Here is a 16,511-nt window from a genome sequence, read left to right as displayed (position 1 = left end):
ACTCCGTTAAGTCATAATTCACGGTTAACGCCGATTCACCTTAGGCTCGAATGCGACGCGGAATACATCCCCGAGAAAATTAAATGAAAGTACTGTTAATAGAATAAAGATCCCTGGGATTATCGCCATATACGGCGCTTCCCCGATAAAGCCCTGCGCATCATTCAGCATGCTGCCCCACGAAGAGTCCGGCTGCTGCACACCAAGGCCCAAGAAGCTGAGTGACGACTCCATCAGAATCGCGGATGCGATATTAATGGACGCCGATACAATAATCGTCGGCAGAATGCTTGGTACAATATGCTTCGTAATAATTCGCAGCGTGCTCTGACCCGATACACGCGCATACATCACATATTCCCGCTCCTTCACCGACAGTGTCTCCGCACGGACAATCCGCGCAATACTCATCCAGCTGAGCAGCCCAATAATGATGATAATCGTCGGAATACTTGGTTTCAAATAAGCATTGAGTATAAGCATTAAGAAGAACGACGGAATCGACATCAGGACATCGACCATACGCATTAACAGGTTATCAATGAACCCGCCAAAATAACCACTGATCGCGCCAATGGCTGTCCCTACAATGACGGAAATGGCCATCGCCATAAATCCGACACTTAAAGATACACGCCCCCCGTATAGTGCTCTCGCAAAGTAATCCCGTCCATGTTCATCCGTTCCGAACCAATGCGTCGCACTAGGCGGCAGCAACCGCTCTGCCGAGACAAGTTTGTTCGGATCGTAAGGGGATAAGAACGCGAACACGGCCCCGAAGATGAAAATAGTAAGAATAATAAGGGCTACGATACCCGTCTTTTGCTCTTTGAATTGTGCTTTTACATTACGCCATCTCATTCGATTCATCTGTCTAATCACCTCATCGTCTTGATACGCGGATCAACGACACTATATAAGATATCCGCCACCAAGTTTCCTATCACGAGCATACACGATGAGAACATCGTAATCCCCATAATGACGGGGTAATCCAGGCCGAATACCGCAGTGATCCCGAGGGAACCCATGCCCGGCCAAGAGAATACCGACTCTGTAATGAAAGCCCCTGCAATCAAATCAGCGAAGGACATCCCCAGAATTGTAATAATCGGAAGCAGTACATTCTTCAGGACATGACGCCAAAGAACGCTGCGTTTGGTTGCACCATAAGCATACTGGATTTGTACATAATCTTCTTCCAACTGACTGATCGCTTGCGAGCGAATATACCGCGAATACATCGATACATTGATGAACGTGAGGACTGCACATGGCAGGATGCCATGCTTCACAATATCCCAGAAGGAGTCCACGCCGATCGTCCGCATCCCCATACTCGGCAACCAGTGTAATTTTACGGCGAAAATATAGATCAACATAATACCGAACCAGAAACTTGGAATCGAAATCCCGATATACGAGATCATGCCAATCCCGCGATCGAGCAGCTTATTTTTACGAGAGGCTGCAACGATGCTAAGTGGAATAGCAATAATTAATGACAAGAATAAGGCTGACCCCATCAGACCAATTGTTGCCGGCAGGCGCTCTAGAATGAGTTCCAGCACCGGACGATGATTCGTTAAAGAGTAGCCGAAATTGCCTTGCAGTACGTTCTTCAACCAAATGAAATATTGCATAATGACTGGCTGGTCGAGACCCAGACTATGCCGAATTCTCTCGACGTCTTCCGCGCTCATATTCGGTGTGACGAATGACTTCACCGGATCCCCCGGTGCGAGCTTAATTAATGCGAATGACACGAGGGAGATAAACCAAAGCAACGGGATCGATTGAAGAACCCGTCGCAAGATGTTTTTTTTCAAAGGTGTCCCCTCCGAACTGAACACTCGGCGTTGCCGCCGAGTGCCCGTGAAATGTTCTATTCAGTTACATACAATTTCGATAGATCTTCAAGCATAACAACCGGTTTCGTAACAGCTTCCTCTACACCGCCATAGCGTTTATCGAGAGCTACAACACCTTTCGTATAAGCGATTGGGAAGACCGTCATTTCATTCGCTACCGTTTGCTGAATTTGCTTGTATAGTTCACCGCGTTTGGTTGCATCTGTCTCAACCGCTGCTTGATCCCATAATTTATCGAAGTCTGCATTTTTATAATGCGAGTAGTTGTACGCTTCATTGCTCATGTAGAGCGTACGGTATGCATCCGGCTCAAAGCCCATGATATACCCACCGAAGGAGAGATCATACTCTTTGTTGTTCATATCCAAGGATTTGTTACCGAAAGCCGTAACATCAAGCGGCATCAATTCAACTTCGATACCGATTTCTTTCAACTTCTGCTGCACATACAGCGCTAGGCTTGTCTGCGGTTTGTTCGAGTTCGTATAAGCAAGTTTCAATTTCAAATTCGATACGCCAGCTTGTGCGAGCAATTCTTTGGCCTTATCCAGGTTGTAGTCATACTTCTCAACATCATTTGTCTGGTACAACGTATCTGGCGTAAGGATCGATGCCGCTGGCTCTGCATACTCACCTGACGTGTAAGCTGCTGTAATCATTTCGTTCTTATCGAGCGCATAAGCGATTGCTTGGCGAACTTCCTTCTTCTTCATAACATCCACATTCAAGTTGAATACCATGTAGGACAAGCGGCCCTCTAGGTAAGTCAGGATGTTGAAATTGCCTGTATTCTTAAGTGTATTTACATCTTGCGTATCGATCATGCGCATTTGAATTTCACCGTTCTGAAGGGCAAGATTCGCTGCATTTGGATCTTTCGCAACACGGTAGGTTACGGAATCCAATTTCGGTGCGCCACCAACATATTGGTCAAAGCGCTCTAGTGTTACGTATTCCCCGGCGCGGTACTCTTTGAATTTGAATGGACCGGAACCGATTGGATTGCTGTTCTTAGGGCTCTTCTCGATATCCGCTTCCCCTTCGAAGATGTGCTTCGGAATTGGGAAGATTTGAACGAGCATGCCTTCGAATGCTGCGGATACTTTCGGAAGAATGAAGTCTACCGTACGGTCATCCACTTTCTTCATCGTTAACGGCTTACCGTCATAGACGAATGAACCGCGGAAGAAGCTGTGCTGTTTCTCATCTAGAATACTGTTCATCGTAAAAATAATATCGTCAGCCGTCAAAGGCTTCCCATCGTGCCAAGTTAAACCTTCACGCAATTTCAACGTATACGTCAAGTTATCAGTGGATGGCGTCAAGCTCTCTGCCAATACGAATGTCTTCTTGTCGCCATTCACATTGAAGAGCGGTGCGTATAGCGCTTGGTCGATCGTTAATGTTACGCGATCCCCTGCATAGATTGGATTCAATACTTTTGGATCATCTTGAACGGCAATTACGAGACTTCCCCCATTTTTCGCTGTTCCAGCTGGTGCTGTCGATCCTTGATCTTCTGCTTTCTTGTCGCTTGAAGCACTACCGCATGCACTCATCGTTAGGATCACGAGTGCCATTATCGCAGCAATCCACATATTTCTACGCTTCATGTTTCTTTTACCCCCTGTAAAATCGTGTCGAATATTGTCTCTGATTAAAACTAGTATACCAGTATCTTTTCATAAAGCAACTATTTTTTCCGAGTTTACAGGTAGGAATTCAACTTCTTCCTTATTCTACAAGGGTAAAGGCCCACTGAGCGGTTCAGTGAGCCTCGTTCATGTCTATCAATTATGAATTTTTCCATATGACTTCGTCTTCATCTTGTCCATTGACAGGCCACCAGTGGAACCCGTCCTTAGCCAGCAGCTCATCTACTTTCTCCGGTCCCCATGAGCCTGCAGGATAGAACTCGATTGCAGATGGATCCGCAGCCCACGCTTCAGCAATGCGGTCAACGAATGCCCAAGCCGAGGACACCTCATCCCAGCGGGTGAAATACGTTGAATCGCCTCGTGCTGCATCGAAAATGAGACGTTCATAAGCTTCTGGTGAGTTAATGCCGACTAGGCAGCTCTGACAGAAGTCCATAGCGAGCGGTTGAATATCGGATTCCGAGCCCGGTCTCTTTGCATTGATCTTCACGTAGATGCCTTCCATCGGATTCACCCGAATGACGAGCAAGTTCGGTTCCAGGTTGTGCTTCTGCCCGAGGTAGACATTCGTCGGCATCCGTTTGAATTCAACGACCACTTCCGTTGTCTTCACCGGTAGACGTTTGCCCGTACGAATATAGAACGGAACGCCTGCCCAGCGGAAATTATCGACGAATACTTTGGCTGCGAAATACGTCTCGGTATTGGACTCCGGATTAACGGACTCCTCTTCCCGATACCCAGGCAAGTCTTTGCCTTTGAGCGACCCGCTCGTATATTGCCCACGGACGACGTTCGCTGCGACTTCTTCCTTCGACGTATACGCACGCAAGGAACGAAGCACCTTCACCTTCTCGTCGCGAATATCCTCTGCAACAAGCCGGCTAGGCGGTTCCATTGCGATCATCGTGAGCAGCTGCAGCATGTGGTTCTGCCCCATATCGCGCAGGGCACCGGCATGATCGTAGTATCCGCCGCGTTCTTCGACGCCGACCGTCTCGCCAAGCGTAATCTGGATATTGGCAATATGCTTGTTGTTCCATAACGGCTCGAAGAAGGAGTTCGCGAATCGAATGACTTCGATGTTCTGAACCATCTCTTTGCCAAGATAGTGATCGATACGGTAGATCTCTTCTTCACGGAATACTTCGTTGATTTGCTTGTTGAGCTCTTCCGCTGATTTCAGATCATACCCGAATGGCTTCTCGATCACGAGACGATGCCAACCTGGCGAGTCGAGCATGCCGCCTTTACGCAGGTTCTGCGATACACCGCTGAACAACTCCGGCGCAAGCGCAAGATAGAATAGACGGTTGCCCTCGATATTGAACTCTTGCTCGAGTACACGCGTCTGCTGATCAAGTTCTCGGAAACCATCTACATTATTAATATCTAGTGATTTATATTCAAAATGTCTTACAAAGTCATTCCAATCCGTATTCGCATCCGGCTTGTAACGGCAGAATTCCTTAATGGATTGAATAATATCCTCGCGGAATTGTTCATTCGTGCGCGGACGACGAGCAACGCCGATGACCGCAAACCGCTTGCCCAGCTTGCCTTCACGGTACAAACTATAGATGGCTGGATACAACTTACGGCGCGCCAAATCTCCTGTCGCTCCAAAAATAAAAAAGACAGCGCCAGATGCTAAACTCATTAGGTTGTTCTCTATTTCGTTCATGGCTCCTCATTCTCTTCCTTATGTATTTTTATACAAAAAATTGACTCCCATCATCCTAGTGTTGCACATCTGTATCTTATGCCATTTTATCATAACCGTCTCGTTGTTGCTATTCTCAGACGACCAAAATTTTGTACATTTATACATATATTTATTGACGAAATGTTGCCTAATACTCTGTGGTGATAAGGGGCAAGCCGATCGACACACGCTCTTGATCTGTGCCGCTGATTTGATGAACTGCCATTTGAAGATGCAGCGTATGTGTACCGCTTACGATTCCCTGACCCAGTTCTGGCGCTGAATAAGATTCACTATAAGTCCCGCCGTCTGTATAATTTTCCATCGGGGTAAGCTTCATCGTCTTTGCGATTTTTTGCCGCAGCTGCTCAACGGTCTGTTGGGCTGTTCCCAGCTCTTGTCGCTTTTTCTCACCTTGTACGGTGCCATTCCAGTTATACGTTAATCCCATTTCATGCAATTGACGCACGAACGTCGCTTGCGTTGTCTGGACTTCTGTATATAAATTCATCACGGCTTGTGTATCATCTGACACACGGTTCGCATCGATCTGATAGACCCAGAAAAATTTATTTCCTTCTCGCTCCACCGCCATCCAATGCACATTCATACCGTTTGCTTGCCAATTCGCGCTCACAACAATTTTGCCATCCTTCGTCTTTACTTCGCTTTTGATTCCGCCTAGGAGCACCTTGCTCCACGCCGTAACTTGAACTTGCAACGACTGATGGCCTGTAAATTTTTGCTCACCGTTCAACTTCACAACAAAGTGTGACGGCTTCGCTTGCATCGATTCACTTAACTTCCATAACTGAGTGAGACGGTGTTCTGCAGTGGCATCTTCGTTGCGCTGCATGAATCCGGTTAATATCGTGGCACTAAGCCATACAAGACACATACATACACAACCCACCATCCACTTCCGCATCATCACCAGATCCCCCATTCACTTTTTCGATTCTATGAATCTAGTAAATAGGATATCCTCACGCCCCCTTCCTTATACGTCCCCAGTAAAAATAGGCACATCACCGCTAGGTAAGTAACCATACACGATTATCCTTGTCTGAATAGATTATTGTGAACCAACAGACAAATGCCGTATTCACTTGAAGCGGATCGTTAATTATAGGAGGTGTTGAACCTTATGATTCGGGTTTATCCTGTCACTGAAGAACGTATCGGTCATTTAACAGATCGGATGGTGTGCGTGGTAACATGCCATGGCCAGCGTTTTATTGGTCGGGTCGCTGGCTGTCGGAATGGCAAGCTTGTGCTGTATGACGAAGATGATTCATTTAGCCCATCACATGAACATCACCATGAGCACCATGAACATCATCATGAACATTCTAAACATGAAGAAGAGCATCATGAGAAACATAAAAAACACCATAAGAAACGCAAAAAACAACACTGCGATCACAAACCCAACAAGCATAAAAAACACAAGCGCCACAAAAAATGTTCCTGCCGTAATGTCAAAACGTCCGGATTCATACCGAACTCCGGCATCGATCGTCGCAGATTTTTCGAAATCGATCTTTCTCTCATCTCCCTGCTCTTCTTGCTCGTACTGTAAGAACAAACACAAAAGAACCCGAAATGCTCACGACAGGAGCATTTCGGGTTCTTCCTATGTTCTGGTCTATTATTCAGCTAATCCGTTCTTATAAGCATAAATGGCGGCTTGCGTGCGATCGTCCACACCAAGCTTCGCCAGAATATTCGTGACATGGAATTTCACAGTCTTAATCCCAATGAATAACGCATCGGCAATATCTTGATTCGATTTGCCTTCCGCGAGTAGACGAAGCACATCCATCTCACGTTCGGTTAAATCTTCATGTGCAGCCGCATGCTGCTTCGGTTGACGAAGACGATTCATCATCTTCGATGCAACCTGAGATTCCAGTACGGATTGCCCTCGAGCTGCCGCTCGAATCGCATCGGCAATCTCGGTCGCACGGGATGTTTTCAAGAGATAGCTGAACGCCCCCGCTTCAATCACTGGATACATCTTCTCATCATCCAAGAAGCTCGTAAGCACAATGACCTTACATTCTGGGTACAATTCAAGCAGCTTGCGTGTTGTCTCGATTCCATCCATGCCTTCCATCACCAAATCCATTAGTACGACATTTGGTCGGTATTCTTGGGCAAGACGAATGCCTTCGATCCCATTGCTGGCCTCACCAACAACTTCGATGCCATCCTCTGTACCTAGAACTGCGGCAAGACCGATACGAACCATTTCATGATCATCCACGAGCAATACTTTAATCGGCGTCTCCAATCCCTTCACCCCATCCACTTTCCTCGTTTAATACCGGAATACGAATCTCTATTCTTGTCCCTTTACCTGGCGCAGTTATTAACTGCAATGAACCACCAATTTCATTTACACGCTCCTGCATTGTCGATAACCCATAAGAGGTTTGCTTCTTCACATCGAGCTCGAACCCTACCCCGTTATCCCGCATCAACAAGCGAACGCCGTCTTGACGCTGATGCAGCTTAATCTCCATCTTCGTAGCCTTCGAATGCCTTAATGTATTCGATAGCGCTTCCTGTACGATTCGGAAGAGATGGTTCTCAATGCCTTTCATCAAGGCGATGTCCTCATCCATCTCGTACATAATCTCCATCGGAACTTTCGCCTTCATCTCGTGCAGCAGCTCTTTAAGCCCTTCAGTTAGCGGTTTGCCTTCGAGGTGTACGGGCCTCAAATGAAGCAGCAGCGCTCTCATCTCCGATTGCGCAACGGAGGCCATTTCTTCGATCAAGTTCACTTGCCGCAGCGCACGGTCGAAATCTTCCTTCTCGAGTGTTCGCCCTACAGCGGTTGCCGTCATCGAAATAGCGAAGAGCTGCTGACTTACCGCATCATGAAGCTCCCTAGCTAGCCGCTGGCGCTCTTCAATGATCGCCGTGTATCGTGCTTTCTCTGCCAACTGCGCGTTGTTCGTCGATAATCGTTGCAGCGAGCTGACCTGCTCTTCCCACTTCTTACTCATCCGGCCTAACTGCTCGGCCAGCCGTCCTACTTCGTCTTCACCAAGATCCGGCAGCGGTCTGGATAGATTCCCCTTCTCCATCTGGAGGACGGAGTCTCTGAGCGTCTCCAATCTTTTACGTACGTGATAACTCTGATAGAACCCGAATACGGCCCCAAGCCCTATGGAGATCGATACGCCCGTGAGACTAATCCATACACCCTGCAACCATGTGTTGAGCGGTTTCATATAGCCATAAGATTGTAAGAAATAGATCGACGCTCCGAATAACAACATGGAGAAGAGGATCGTCTGGCCCATACTGCGCATCACCATATTGGTCGTTTTGGTCGTTTCCATGGCACCGATCCCCTTCCTGTTAATTAATTCGAATATCAATATCTCCTACGATATAGGAAATGACGAGTTTCACTTTTTGATCACACAGATCATAATGGGGCGACTTCCACACCCGTTTGTTCATAAACCCCGCGTCTTTTTCATGGTTGAAATTAATCTGACCCAAAACGACATTCGTCTCGAGTTCTAGACCGATATCGTCTGGAATTGATATATCAATATCCCCAAGGGCACCTTGGAGTATGACAGTACACTCTTTCTCCTCCATTATAGCAAGCGAGAGATCCATATTCACTTCTCCGACAACATGCCAGAGGCTCATATTCCGCAATACCCAAGGTTCACGATCCCATTTCATGCTGCTCATGAGATTCTGCTTCTGGATATATCGCTCATCCCGCTGCTCTTTCTTCGATTTGGCATAGAATAGACCAAGCGAAATTAAGATGACGCCGAGTAATAGTGTAAAATGGTCAAGCAAGAGCAGAATGCCGCCAATGACAAAGAGCATATAGCCCCTGCGTGTATTTCCCCGTTTACGAATTTGATCTACGCCTATGAAAAATAGAATGAGTGCGGCAATCGTGAAGAAGCTGATCCAATCGCCTAATAACATAAACAGACCTATACCGATCATAATAAATGCGATATTGCGATTCCTGTCTTTCATGTGCCGCCCTCCTCTCTTGTTGGTATAAGGATGGAAAAGCCATGACAACGCAAACCTTGCGTCGTATGGCTTAACCTTTCATAGCATATCACAATTCGACATTATTTCGAAATACTAATTTTGATTCAATTTGTTCTTAAGCGCTTGAAGCTGCTCATCCACTTGAAGCTCTTTACTTGGATCGACCGGCGCTTGATAACGTCCTACTGCGCCGCCCGGTACACGCATTACATCTGCTTCAGCTTCCAATTGCATAATTTTCTCTTCCATACGGTGGAATCCGCGGGATGCGTTACCGCCTTCGATCGTATGCAGGCTGCTGATTGTAGCCATTTGTTTCTTCGCTTTAGCCATTTGAGCACGGGATGCAAGCTCGTTACGCTTATTACGCAATTTGTAGAATTCATCCTTCATCTCATGAAGCTGTTGCATCAAGTCTTTCGCTTGTTCGCTGGATTGCGTATGCAGATCTGTGTATTCCGTTACTTTCTGATCGTGGTACAATTTCTCTTCGAGCAATTTACGAGCAACTTCCTCTTGACCGTTACGAAGTGCATGCTCCGCTTGACGTTCACGCTCGCCGCTTAGACGGATGGATTCTTCAAGACGCTGCTTCACGCGGCGCTCGTTCGCCATTTGCTTTGCTACTGTAACCTCTGCTTCATGAATTTCACTTTCCATATCACGAAGATATTGATTCAACATTACTACTGGATCTTCAACCTTATCCAACAACTCATGTACCGATGCCTTTGTCATGTCCTTAATTCTTTTAAATACTCCCATTTTACTTATCTCCCTTCTCGAATTGCGCAACTTTGGCGCGTAATTGTTCTAATTCTTTTTGCATAGCTTTCTTCTCGATATCCTCCATCATGGAGTCGAACGAAGATGTGGATGATGTTGTGCTCGTTTTTGGAGGAGCACCGTATTTGTTCGTGTCAGTATATCCGCCGGATGTATAGGAAGGTCCTGAACCATAAGTTGGTCCTTGATGACCGTAGCTTGATCCATGTCCATACCTTGGGCCTTGATGATAAGGGTTCAACGGATCGATCGGCTCTTTGGGTACAACCAAGCTTGCGATAATGTAGATGAACAATGCAGTTCCACCGGTGCAGACCGTTACGATGATGAGCGCTAAGCGTAGGAATGTGGAATCGATATTCATGTATTGCGCGATCCCACCGCATAGCCCGGATACCTTCTTGTCATAGATTGAGCGATACAGCTTATTCATCCTTTATTACTCCTTTCTGTCATTGTCCAATTTCTGCTTCAGACGATCGAGTTCTCGATCTAAGACACCTTGAATTTGTGTGCCTGCCTGGTACATCATATCTTGACCCATGCGCTTCAGATCACGCAGACTGCGTGTCTCGAGCTCGAGGTCCGAAACGCGATCTTCGAGACGATTGAACATGCGTGGAATCGAATTCGCTCCGTATGCTTGTGTCCGTTGGTTCATTCGTTGTTGAATCCGAATGTTTTCCATTCGCGCCACATAATATTGACGCTTATCGTATACCGTCTGATACTCGAGCTTCAGTGCACTCAACTGCTCTTCAAGTTCAATGATCGTGCTCTTGCTCTGTTCGTAGAGCTCCCCATATTGGGCTGCCTTCTCTTCGTGGATCATCTTCTCTTGAAGCGCCATCTTCGCAACATGCTCTTCATCTGCTTTGAGTGCTAATAATGCTTGCTGCTCACGTTTGTCTCGCATGCTCTCCGCTTGTTGTACTTGATTCTTCAGCTGGTTAGCGTGCATAAGTACTTGTTGATACAATTTCTCTGATTCTACAATTTCATGTTTGGTCGACATGAGGAATTGATCGATTAATCTTACCGGATCCTCAGAACGTTCCAAACGGTCATTCAATGTTGCTGCCGTAATATCACGTACTCTTTTCATCACACTCATGATTCTCTCGAACCTCCTTATTCGTTTAATGTTTCGTGTTAGTAAGTTCTATTGTTTCGCTTGTTACTAAGCATCGACACGCCAACCACTATCAACCCTAGAGCGAGTAACAAACCGAAGATCCAAGCGAGCTTACTGAAAAGGATAATGGCTCCGAGGACCATAATGATCCATCCAAAATACCGGCTGCCATTCTTCACGCCATAATACCCAAGGGCGATCATCAATACTGGAATCAAGTAAGCCATCAATCCGCTTAAGAAACCAAATGCGAACTTCCCAAGTAGGATGACAACCCCGAGTCCGATCAGCAAGGCTGCAAATCCTGTTTTGTTATTGCGATTCATCGTCGTTCACCGCCTTTCGTTTCTCTCTTGCTTATGTCTTTATTTTAGGCGGTTTGAACCTTTTCCAAAACGGACCCCCGGCGGTTTTTGATCCTAGACCTTGGTCCAGTCCCTTCACAGACCTAAGGAACGGATGAATTCCTCATATCAATTGTATAATTCCGATTTTCATTGTAAGATATAGAAGGAATTGAATTTGGGAATATATAGAAGAAGCAAACCCTTTGTATATAGATGGCTCGGGAGGAATATCGTATGCTTAATCTTCAATCGCATTTCGCGAATATTCTATTAGGTCAGCGATTAAAACACGATCTGTTTAACCATTCGGGAGTTCTCATCATCCCGGCAAAAACAGTCATCACCGAAGAGCATTTGCAGATTGTATCCATGCACCACATTCCTATTTCGATTCATGATCTAGAAGAGATAACCATTGCCGAAGGAACGGATGGTTGTCAATTAATTGACCGCAGCGTACTTATTATTCAGGATTTATATGAACAAGCAAGTTATAAGAGGGCCATTCCATTGCAGGATATCAAGAAGCATATTCTTCCGATTATCCAGCATACCGTCAATCATACGGACTTGTTCACCTTACTCTCATGGCTCAAAACTTCAGATGACTACACCTATCGCCACATGGTAGCTGTCTCCATCCTCTCCACGTTAATCGGCAAATGGCTTCAATTAAATGAAACAGAACTTCAAGATCTTACGATGGCTGCTATCTTGCATGATGTCGGCAAAATCAATATTCCTCTAGAAATACTCAATAAACCAGGAGCTCTATCACCAGAAGAATTCGAAATCGTCAAACAGCATACGAAGGATGGCTATGAATTGGTCAAAGCAACATCCGGAACGACCATGCGCCAAGCACTCGTTGCACTGCAACATCATGAGCGCCAGGATGGCAGTGGATATCCTCTTGGTCTTCGTAGCGATAATATTGACCTGTATTCCCGTATCGTTGCGGTTGCCGATGTATTTCATGCTATGTCCTCCGAGCGCGTCTATCGCAATGCAGCCCCCTTCTACACCTTATTGAATGAACTATATCAATTTGCTTTTGGCAAGCTGGATGCCAAGATTGTACGTCTTTTCTTAGACCGATTAATGCAAGCGCTTGTAGGAAACGAGGTGCTCCTTACGGACGGCCGTAGAGCGATTATCGTCATGATCAATTCACATGATCCGATTCATCCGTTAGTTCGTGTCGGTGATGCATTCGTGGATTTGAGCAAATGCTCAATTCAGATTGAAGAAGTTCTTGCGTAGGTAAATGAAAATGAAGTATACATATGTAGGATATGGACGTTAGCAATGATATGCTGCGTCTTTTTCTTTTGATCATGACAGGTAATAGCAAAAACACCTTAAGGAATAATCCTTAAGGTGTTTGACATTTCATTTTCATTTGAAGAAGTGGTGCCGGTGAAGGGACTCGAACCCCCACGGTTTCCCTCACGATTTTGAGTCGCGCGCGTCTGCCAATTCCGCCACACCGGCTTATTAAACTTCTTGTTTGTAATGGCGCGCCCTAAGAGATTCGAACTCCTGACCTTTTGATTCGTAGTCAAACGCTCTATCCAGCTGAGCTAAGGGCGCAATCATTATGGTAAATATGGTGCCGAAGACCAGACTTGAACTGGTACGGTAGTCACCTACCGCAGGATTTTAAGTCCTGTGCGTCTGCCGATTCCGCCACTCCGGCACGGAGTGAAAATGGTGGAGGCGCCACCCAGACTCGAACTGGGGGTAAAGCTTTTGCAGAGCTCTGCCTTACCACTTGGCTATGGCGCCAAAATATAAATGGAGCGGACGACGGGAATCGAACCCGCGACCCTCGCCTTGGCAAGGCGATGCTCTACCGCTGAGCCACGTCCGCATAAATGGCTGGGGATCAAGGATTCGAACCTTGGAATGACGGAGTCAAAGTCCGTTGCCTTACCGCTTGGCTAATCCCCAACAATTTTGTTGGTGCTTTGTTTTTAATTAATGGGGCGATCGATGGGACTTGAACCCACGAATGCCGGAGCCACAGACCGGTGCGTTAACCCCTTCGCCACGACCGCCATAATTAAAATTTATCCAATTGTAATGCTCTTGGCAGGGGCAGCAGGAATTGAACCCACACCAAAGGTTTTGGAGACCTTTGTTCTACCTTTAAACTATGCCCCTATATTGTGGTGGAGGCTGATGGATTCGAACCACCGAACTCGGAGAGAGCAGATTTACAGTCTGCCGTGTTTAGCCACTTCACTAAGCCTCCACAATGTATTACATGGTGCCGTCGAGAGGACTTGAACCCCCAACCTACTGATTACAAGTCAGTTGCTCTACCAGTTGAGCTACAACGGCATATTAGATTTTCATGGTGGCTCGGGACGGAATCGAACCGCCGACACGAGGATTTTCAGTCCTCTGCTCTACCGACTGAGCTACCGAGCCTTATTCGTATTCTAGATGGCGGAGCTGACGGGATTCGAACCCGCGGTCTCCTGCGTGACAGGCAGGCATGTTAGGCCTCTACACCACAGCTCCATATTATCGGCTCAATTAAGAGTTGGTTGCGGGGGCAGGATTTGAACCTGCGGCCTTCGGGTTATGAGCCCGACGAGCTACCGGGCTGCTCCACCCCGCGTCATCAAACAAAAAATATTATGGTGGAGGCTAACGGGATCGAACCGCTGACCCTCTGCTTGTAAGGCAGATGCTCTCCCAGCTGAGCTAAGCCTCCATTTTACAGCGACATCTATTATTGTATCAGATGTTCTATCGACTTTGCAACCATCAATTTTTACCAGTTACGAAGTTTTAAATGGTGACCCGTAGGGGATTCGAACCCCTGTTACCTCCGTGAAAGGGAGGTGTCTTAACCCCTTGACCAACGGGCCATGCAAGTAATAATTAGTGGCGGAGAGAGAGGGATTCGAACCCTCGAGACGCTTGTGACGCCTACACGATTTCCAATCGTGCTCCTTCGGCCAACTCGGACACCTCTCCACATGGCTCCCCGAACAGGACTCGAACCTGTGACAACTCGATTAACAGTCGAGTGCTCTACCAACTGAGCTATCAGGGAATATTTATTCATGTTGTCTGCTTCTCATTTTTTCGAAGCAACTTTTATATCATATCACATTAACTTGTAATATGCAACATGTTTTTTCAGAGAATTTTGATCTCTGAAAACTAGATACGAGATAATTTGCGTTTTAATTTTAGGATAAGCCCTCGACCGATTAGTATTGGTCAGCTCCACACATTGCTGCGCTTCCACCTCCAACCTATCAACCTCGTCGTCTTCAAGGGGTCTTACTAATTGGGAAATCTCATCTTGAGGGGGGCTTCACGCTTAGATGCTTTCAGCGCTTATCCCGTCCGTACTTGGCTACCCAGCGGTGCTCCTGGCGGAACAACTGGTACACCAGCGGTACGTCCATCCCGGTCCTCTCGTACTAAGGACAGCTCCTCTCAAATTTCCTACGCCCACGACAGATAGGGACCGAACTGTCTCACGACGTTCTGAACCCAGCTCGCGTACCGCTTTAATGGGCGAACAGCCCAACCCTTGGGACCTACTTCAGCCCCAGGATGCGATGAGCCGACATCGAGGTGCCAAACCTCCCCGTCGATGTGGACTCTTGGGGGAGATAAGCCTGTTATCCCCAGGGTAGCTTTTATCCGTTGAGCGATGGCCCTTCCATGCGGTACCACCGGATCACTAAGCCCGACTTTCGTCCCTGCTCGACCTGTATGTCTCGCAGTCAAGCTCCCTTATGCCTTTGCACTCTTCGAATGATTTCCAACCATTCTGAGGGAACCTTGGGGCGCCTCCGTTACTCTTTAGGAGGCGACCGCCCCAGTCAAACTGCCCACCTGACACTGTCCCCGAACCGGGTTACGGTCCTAGGTTAGAACTCCGATACGATCAGGGTGGTATCCCAACGGCGCCTCCACCTAAGCTGGCGCTCAGGCTTCTAAGGCTCCCACCTATCCTGTACAGATCGTACCAAAGTCCAATATCAAGCTGCAGTAAAGCTCCATGGGGTCTTTCCGTCTTGTCGCGGGTAACCTGCATCTTCACAGGTATTAAAATTTCACCGGATCTCTCGTTGAGACAGCGCCCAAGTCGTTACGCCATTCGTGCGGGTCAGAATTTACCTGACAAGGAATTTCGCTACCTTAGGACCGTTATAGTTACGGCCGCCGTTTACTGGGGCTTCGGTTCACAGCTTCGGGATTACTCCCTAACCACTCCCCTTAACCTTCCAGCACCGGGCAGGCGTCAGCCCGTATACTTCGCCTTACGGCTTCGCACAGACCTGTGTTTTTGCTAAACAGTCGCTTGGGCCTTTTCACTGCGGCCCCCTCGTGCTATTCACACTACCGGGGCACCCCTTCTCCCGAAGTTACGGGGTCATTTTGCCGAGTTCCTTAACGAGAGTTCTTCCGCGCGCCTTAGAATTCTCTTCTCGCCTACCTGTGTCGGTTTGCGGTACGGGCACCATCACCTGGCTAGAGGCTTTTCTTGGCAGTGTGAGATCATGACCTTCGGTACTATAATTTTCCCTCCCCATCACAGCCCAGCCTTATCGATGTGCGGATTTGCCTACACATCAGCCTCACTGCTTGGACGAGCATCCATCAGCTCGCGTCACTACCCTGCTGCGTCACCCCATTGCTCATAACGGCTTACGGTGGTACAGGAATTTCAACCTGTTGTCCTTCGACTACGCCTTTCGGCCTCGCCTTAGGTCCCGACTTACCCTGAGCGGACGAACCTTCCTCAGGAACCCTTAGGCTTTCGGCGGACAAGATTCTCACTTGTCTTTTCGTTACTCATACCGGCATTCTCACTTGTATGCTGTCCAGCGCTCCTTACGGTACACCTTCAACCTACATACAACGCTCCCCTACCCCTGCAACATAGTTGCAAGCCATAGCTTCGGTGGTGTGTTTAGCCCCGTTACA

Annotated in this window: 14 protein-coding genes, 17 tRNA genes and 1 rRNA gene (1 of these 32 only partly in view); 2 read left to right on the top strand and 30 right to left on the bottom strand. The window is 47.3% G+C overall.

From position 1 onward, the window contains the following. Positions 1-24: 24 nt before the first annotated feature. The 5 genes from GCU39_RS29715 to GCU39_RS29695 all read right to left on the bottom strand — a co-directional run bounded on the left by GCU39_RS29715 (position 25) and on the right by GCU39_RS29695 (position 6,165). Positions 25-870: an ABC transporter permease gene (locus GCU39_RS29715; protein WP_152396763.1), complete on the bottom strand. Its 846-nt coding sequence runs from the start codon at positions 868-870 to the stop codon at positions 25-27. Positions 871-878: 8 nt separating this feature from the next. Beyond that, positions 879-1,829, bottom strand: coding sequence for an ABC transporter permease (locus GCU39_RS29710; protein WP_152396762.1), 951 nt, complete (start codon positions 1,827-1,829; stop codon positions 879-881). 56 nt (positions 1,830-1,885) lie between these two features. Further along, a complete protein-coding gene (locus GCU39_RS29705; RefSeq protein WP_152396761.1) occupies positions 1,886-3,484 on the bottom strand; it encodes an ABC transporter substrate-binding protein in 1,599 nt (532 codons plus the stop codon). Between the two features lie 181 nt (positions 3,485-3,665). Next, complete coding sequence (gene zwf / locus GCU39_RS29700) at positions 3,666-5,189, bottom strand: glucose-6-phosphate dehydrogenase (RefSeq protein WP_227793375.1); 1,524 nt, start codon at positions 5,187-5,189, stop codon at positions 3,666-3,668. A 193-nt stretch (positions 5,190-5,382) separates the two neighbouring features. Next, positions 5,383-6,165: a YwmB family TATA-box binding protein gene (locus tag GCU39_RS29695; protein ID WP_193726683.1), complete on the bottom strand. Its 783-nt coding sequence runs from the start codon at positions 6,163-6,165 to the stop codon at positions 5,383-5,385. A 216-nt stretch (positions 6,166-6,381) separates the two neighbouring features. Between GCU39_RS29695 and GCU39_RS29690 the strand changes: the two genes are divergently transcribed. Next, positions 6,382-6,816, top strand: a complete 435-nt coding sequence (locus GCU39_RS29690) for a hypothetical protein (protein WP_152396758.1) — start codon at positions 6,382-6,384, stop codon at positions 6,814-6,816. Positions 6,817-6,885: 69 nt separating this feature from the next. Here GCU39_RS29690 and GCU39_RS29685 read toward each other — a convergent pair whose 3' ends face one another. The 7 genes from GCU39_RS29685 to GCU39_RS29655 form a co-directional block, all read right to left on the bottom strand. Next, positions 6,886-7,530: a response regulator transcription factor gene (locus GCU39_RS29685; protein WP_152397494.1), complete on the bottom strand. Its 645-nt coding sequence runs from the start codon at positions 7,528-7,530 to the stop codon at positions 6,886-6,888. Continuing rightward, complete coding sequence (locus GCU39_RS29680) at positions 7,514-8,590, bottom strand: sensor histidine kinase (protein ID WP_152396757.1); 1,077 nt, start codon at positions 8,588-8,590, stop codon at positions 7,514-7,516. The genes GCU39_RS29685 and GCU39_RS29680 overlap by 17 nt, the downstream gene beginning before the upstream one ends. Positions 8,591-8,609: 19 nt before the next feature. Next, positions 8,610-9,260, bottom strand: a complete 651-nt coding sequence (gene liaF, locus GCU39_RS29675; RefSeq protein WP_152396756.1) for a cell wall-active antibiotics response protein LiaF — start codon at positions 9,258-9,260, stop codon at positions 8,610-8,612. A gap of 114 nt (positions 9,261-9,374) precedes the next feature. Continuing rightward, on the bottom strand, positions 9,375-10,046 hold the full coding sequence (locus GCU39_RS29670; protein ID WP_152396755.1) for a PspA/IM30 family protein: 672 nt from the start codon (positions 10,044-10,046) through the stop codon (positions 9,375-9,377). Between the two features lies 1 nt (position 10,047). Continuing rightward, on the bottom strand, positions 10,048-10,500 hold the full coding sequence (locus tag GCU39_RS29665) for a PspC domain-containing protein (protein WP_152396754.1): 453 nt from the start codon (positions 10,498-10,500) through the stop codon (positions 10,048-10,050). A 6-nt stretch (positions 10,501-10,506) separates the two neighbouring features. Continuing rightward, the gene (locus tag GCU39_RS29660) at positions 10,507-11,181 is read right to left on the bottom strand and encodes a PspA/IM30 family protein (RefSeq protein WP_152396753.1); all 675 of its coding nucleotides are present in this window, start codon (positions 11,179-11,181) and stop codon (positions 10,507-10,509) included. A 38-nt stretch (positions 11,182-11,219) separates the two neighbouring features. After that, complete coding sequence (locus GCU39_RS29655) at positions 11,220-11,528, bottom strand: LiaF transmembrane domain-containing protein (protein WP_152396752.1); 309 nt, start codon at positions 11,526-11,528, stop codon at positions 11,220-11,222. A 255-nt stretch (positions 11,529-11,783) separates the two neighbouring features. On the opposite strand from GCU39_RS29655, the gene GCU39_RS29650 reads away from it, so the two are divergent. Beyond that, complete coding sequence (locus GCU39_RS29650) at positions 11,784-12,812, top strand: HD-GYP domain-containing protein (RefSeq protein WP_152396751.1); 1,029 nt, start codon at positions 11,784-11,786, stop codon at positions 12,810-12,812. A gap of 148 nt (positions 12,813-12,960) precedes the next feature. Here GCU39_RS29650 and GCU39_RS29645 read toward each other — a convergent pair. The 18 genes from GCU39_RS29645 to GCU39_RS29560 form a co-directional block, all read right to left on the bottom strand. Then, positions 12,961-13,043 (bottom strand) — tRNA-Leu (locus GCU39_RS29645). A 22-nt stretch (positions 13,044-13,065) separates the two neighbouring features. Further along, positions 13,066-13,142 (bottom strand) — tRNA-Arg (locus tag GCU39_RS29640). 17 nt (positions 13,143-13,159) lie between these two features. Continuing rightward, positions 13,160-13,248 (bottom strand) — tRNA-Leu (locus GCU39_RS29635). A gap of 15 nt (positions 13,249-13,263) precedes the next feature. Beyond that, positions 13,264-13,337 (bottom strand) — tRNA-Cys (locus GCU39_RS29630). Between the two features lie 10 nt (positions 13,338-13,347). Then, positions 13,348-13,422, bottom strand: a tRNA-Gly gene (locus GCU39_RS29625). Between the two features lie 5 nt (positions 13,423-13,427). Then, positions 13,428-13,502 (bottom strand) — tRNA-Gln (locus GCU39_RS29620). A 31-nt stretch (positions 13,503-13,533) separates the two neighbouring features. Next, a tRNA-His gene (locus tag GCU39_RS29615) sits at positions 13,534-13,609 on the bottom strand. A 32-nt stretch (positions 13,610-13,641) separates the two neighbouring features. Beyond that, positions 13,642-13,715, bottom strand: a tRNA-Trp gene (locus tag GCU39_RS29610). A gap of 6 nt (positions 13,716-13,721) precedes the next feature. Beyond that, positions 13,722-13,806 (bottom strand) — tRNA-Tyr (locus tag GCU39_RS29605). A 13-nt stretch (positions 13,807-13,819) separates the two neighbouring features. Further along, a tRNA-Thr gene (locus GCU39_RS29600) sits at positions 13,820-13,895 on the bottom strand. Between the two features lie 14 nt (positions 13,896-13,909). Continuing rightward, positions 13,910-13,985 (bottom strand) — tRNA-Phe (locus tag GCU39_RS29595). Positions 13,986-14,001: 16 nt separating this feature from the next. Beyond that, positions 14,002-14,078 (bottom strand) — tRNA-Asp (locus GCU39_RS29590). 23 nt (positions 14,079-14,101) lie between these two features. Further along, positions 14,102-14,178: transfer RNA gene (locus GCU39_RS29585), tRNA-Met, on the bottom strand. A 20-nt stretch (positions 14,179-14,198) separates the two neighbouring features. Beyond that, a tRNA-Val gene (locus GCU39_RS29580) sits at positions 14,199-14,274 on the bottom strand. Positions 14,275-14,356: 82 nt separating this feature from the next. Next, positions 14,357-14,431, bottom strand: a tRNA-Glu gene (locus tag GCU39_RS29575). 17 nt (positions 14,432-14,448) lie between these two features. Beyond that, positions 14,449-14,540: transfer RNA gene (locus GCU39_RS29570), tRNA-Ser, on the bottom strand. A 3-nt stretch (positions 14,541-14,543) separates the two neighbouring features. Beyond that, positions 14,544-14,619 (bottom strand) — tRNA-Asn (locus GCU39_RS29565). A gap of 140 nt (positions 14,620-14,759) precedes the next feature. After that, positions 14,760-16,511, bottom strand: a 23S ribosomal RNA gene (locus GCU39_RS29560); it runs 1,178 nt beyond the window's last position.

The organism is Paenibacillus guangzhouensis (genome assembly GCF_009363075.1).
GTDB lineage: Bacteria > Bacillota > Bacilli > Paenibacillales > Paenibacillaceae > Paenibacillus_K > Paenibacillus_K guangzhouensis.
The sequence above is the reverse complement of the archived record's forward strand: the minus strand, read 5'-3'. Positions and strand labels throughout refer to the sequence as shown.

Bases quoted from the DNA above. Each gene is read 5' to 3' on its own strand.
- GCU39_RS29705 (WP_152396761.1), bottom strand. From the start codon at position 3,484: ATGAAGCGTAGAAATATGTGGATTGCTGCGATAATGGCACTCGTGATC.
- GCU39_RS29650 (WP_152396751.1), top strand. From the start codon at position 11,784: ATGCTTAATCTTCAATCGCATTTCGCGAATATTCTATTAGGTCAGCGA.
- GCU39_RS29695 (WP_193726683.1), bottom strand. From the start codon at position 6,165: ATGATGCGGAAGTGGATGGTGGGTTGTGTATGTATGTGTCTTGTATGG.
- GCU39_RS29655 (WP_152396752.1), bottom strand. From the start codon at position 11,528: ATGAATCGCAATAACAAAACAGGATTTGCAGCCTTGCTGATCGGACTC.
- GCU39_RS29660 (WP_152396753.1), bottom strand. From the start codon at position 11,181: ATGAGTGTGATGAAAAGAGTACGTGATATTACGGCAGCAACATTGAAT.
- GCU39_RS29690 (WP_152396758.1), top strand. From the start codon at position 6,382: ATGATTCGGGTTTATCCTGTCACTGAAGAACGTATCGGTCATTTAACA.
- GCU39_RS29670 (WP_152396755.1), bottom strand. From the start codon at position 10,046: ATGGGAGTATTTAAAAGAATTAAGGACATGACAAAGGCATCGGTACAT.
- GCU39_RS29665 (WP_152396754.1), bottom strand. From the start codon at position 10,500: ATGAATAAGCTGTATCGCTCAATCTATGACAAGAAGGTATCCGGGCTA.
- GCU39_RS29715 (WP_152396763.1), bottom strand. From the start codon at position 870: ATGAATCGAATGAGATGGCGTAATGTAAAAGCACAATTCAAAGAGCAA.
- zwf (WP_227793375.1), bottom strand. From the start codon at position 5,189: ATGAGTTTAGCATCTGGCGCTGTCTTTTTTATTTTTGGAGCGACAGGA.
- liaF (WP_152396756.1), bottom strand. From the start codon at position 9,260: ATGAAAGACAGGAATCGCAATATCGCATTTATTATGATCGGTATAGGT.
- GCU39_RS29680 (WP_152396757.1), bottom strand. From the start codon at position 8,590: ATGGAAACGACCAAAACGACCAATATGGTGATGCGCAGTATGGGCCAG.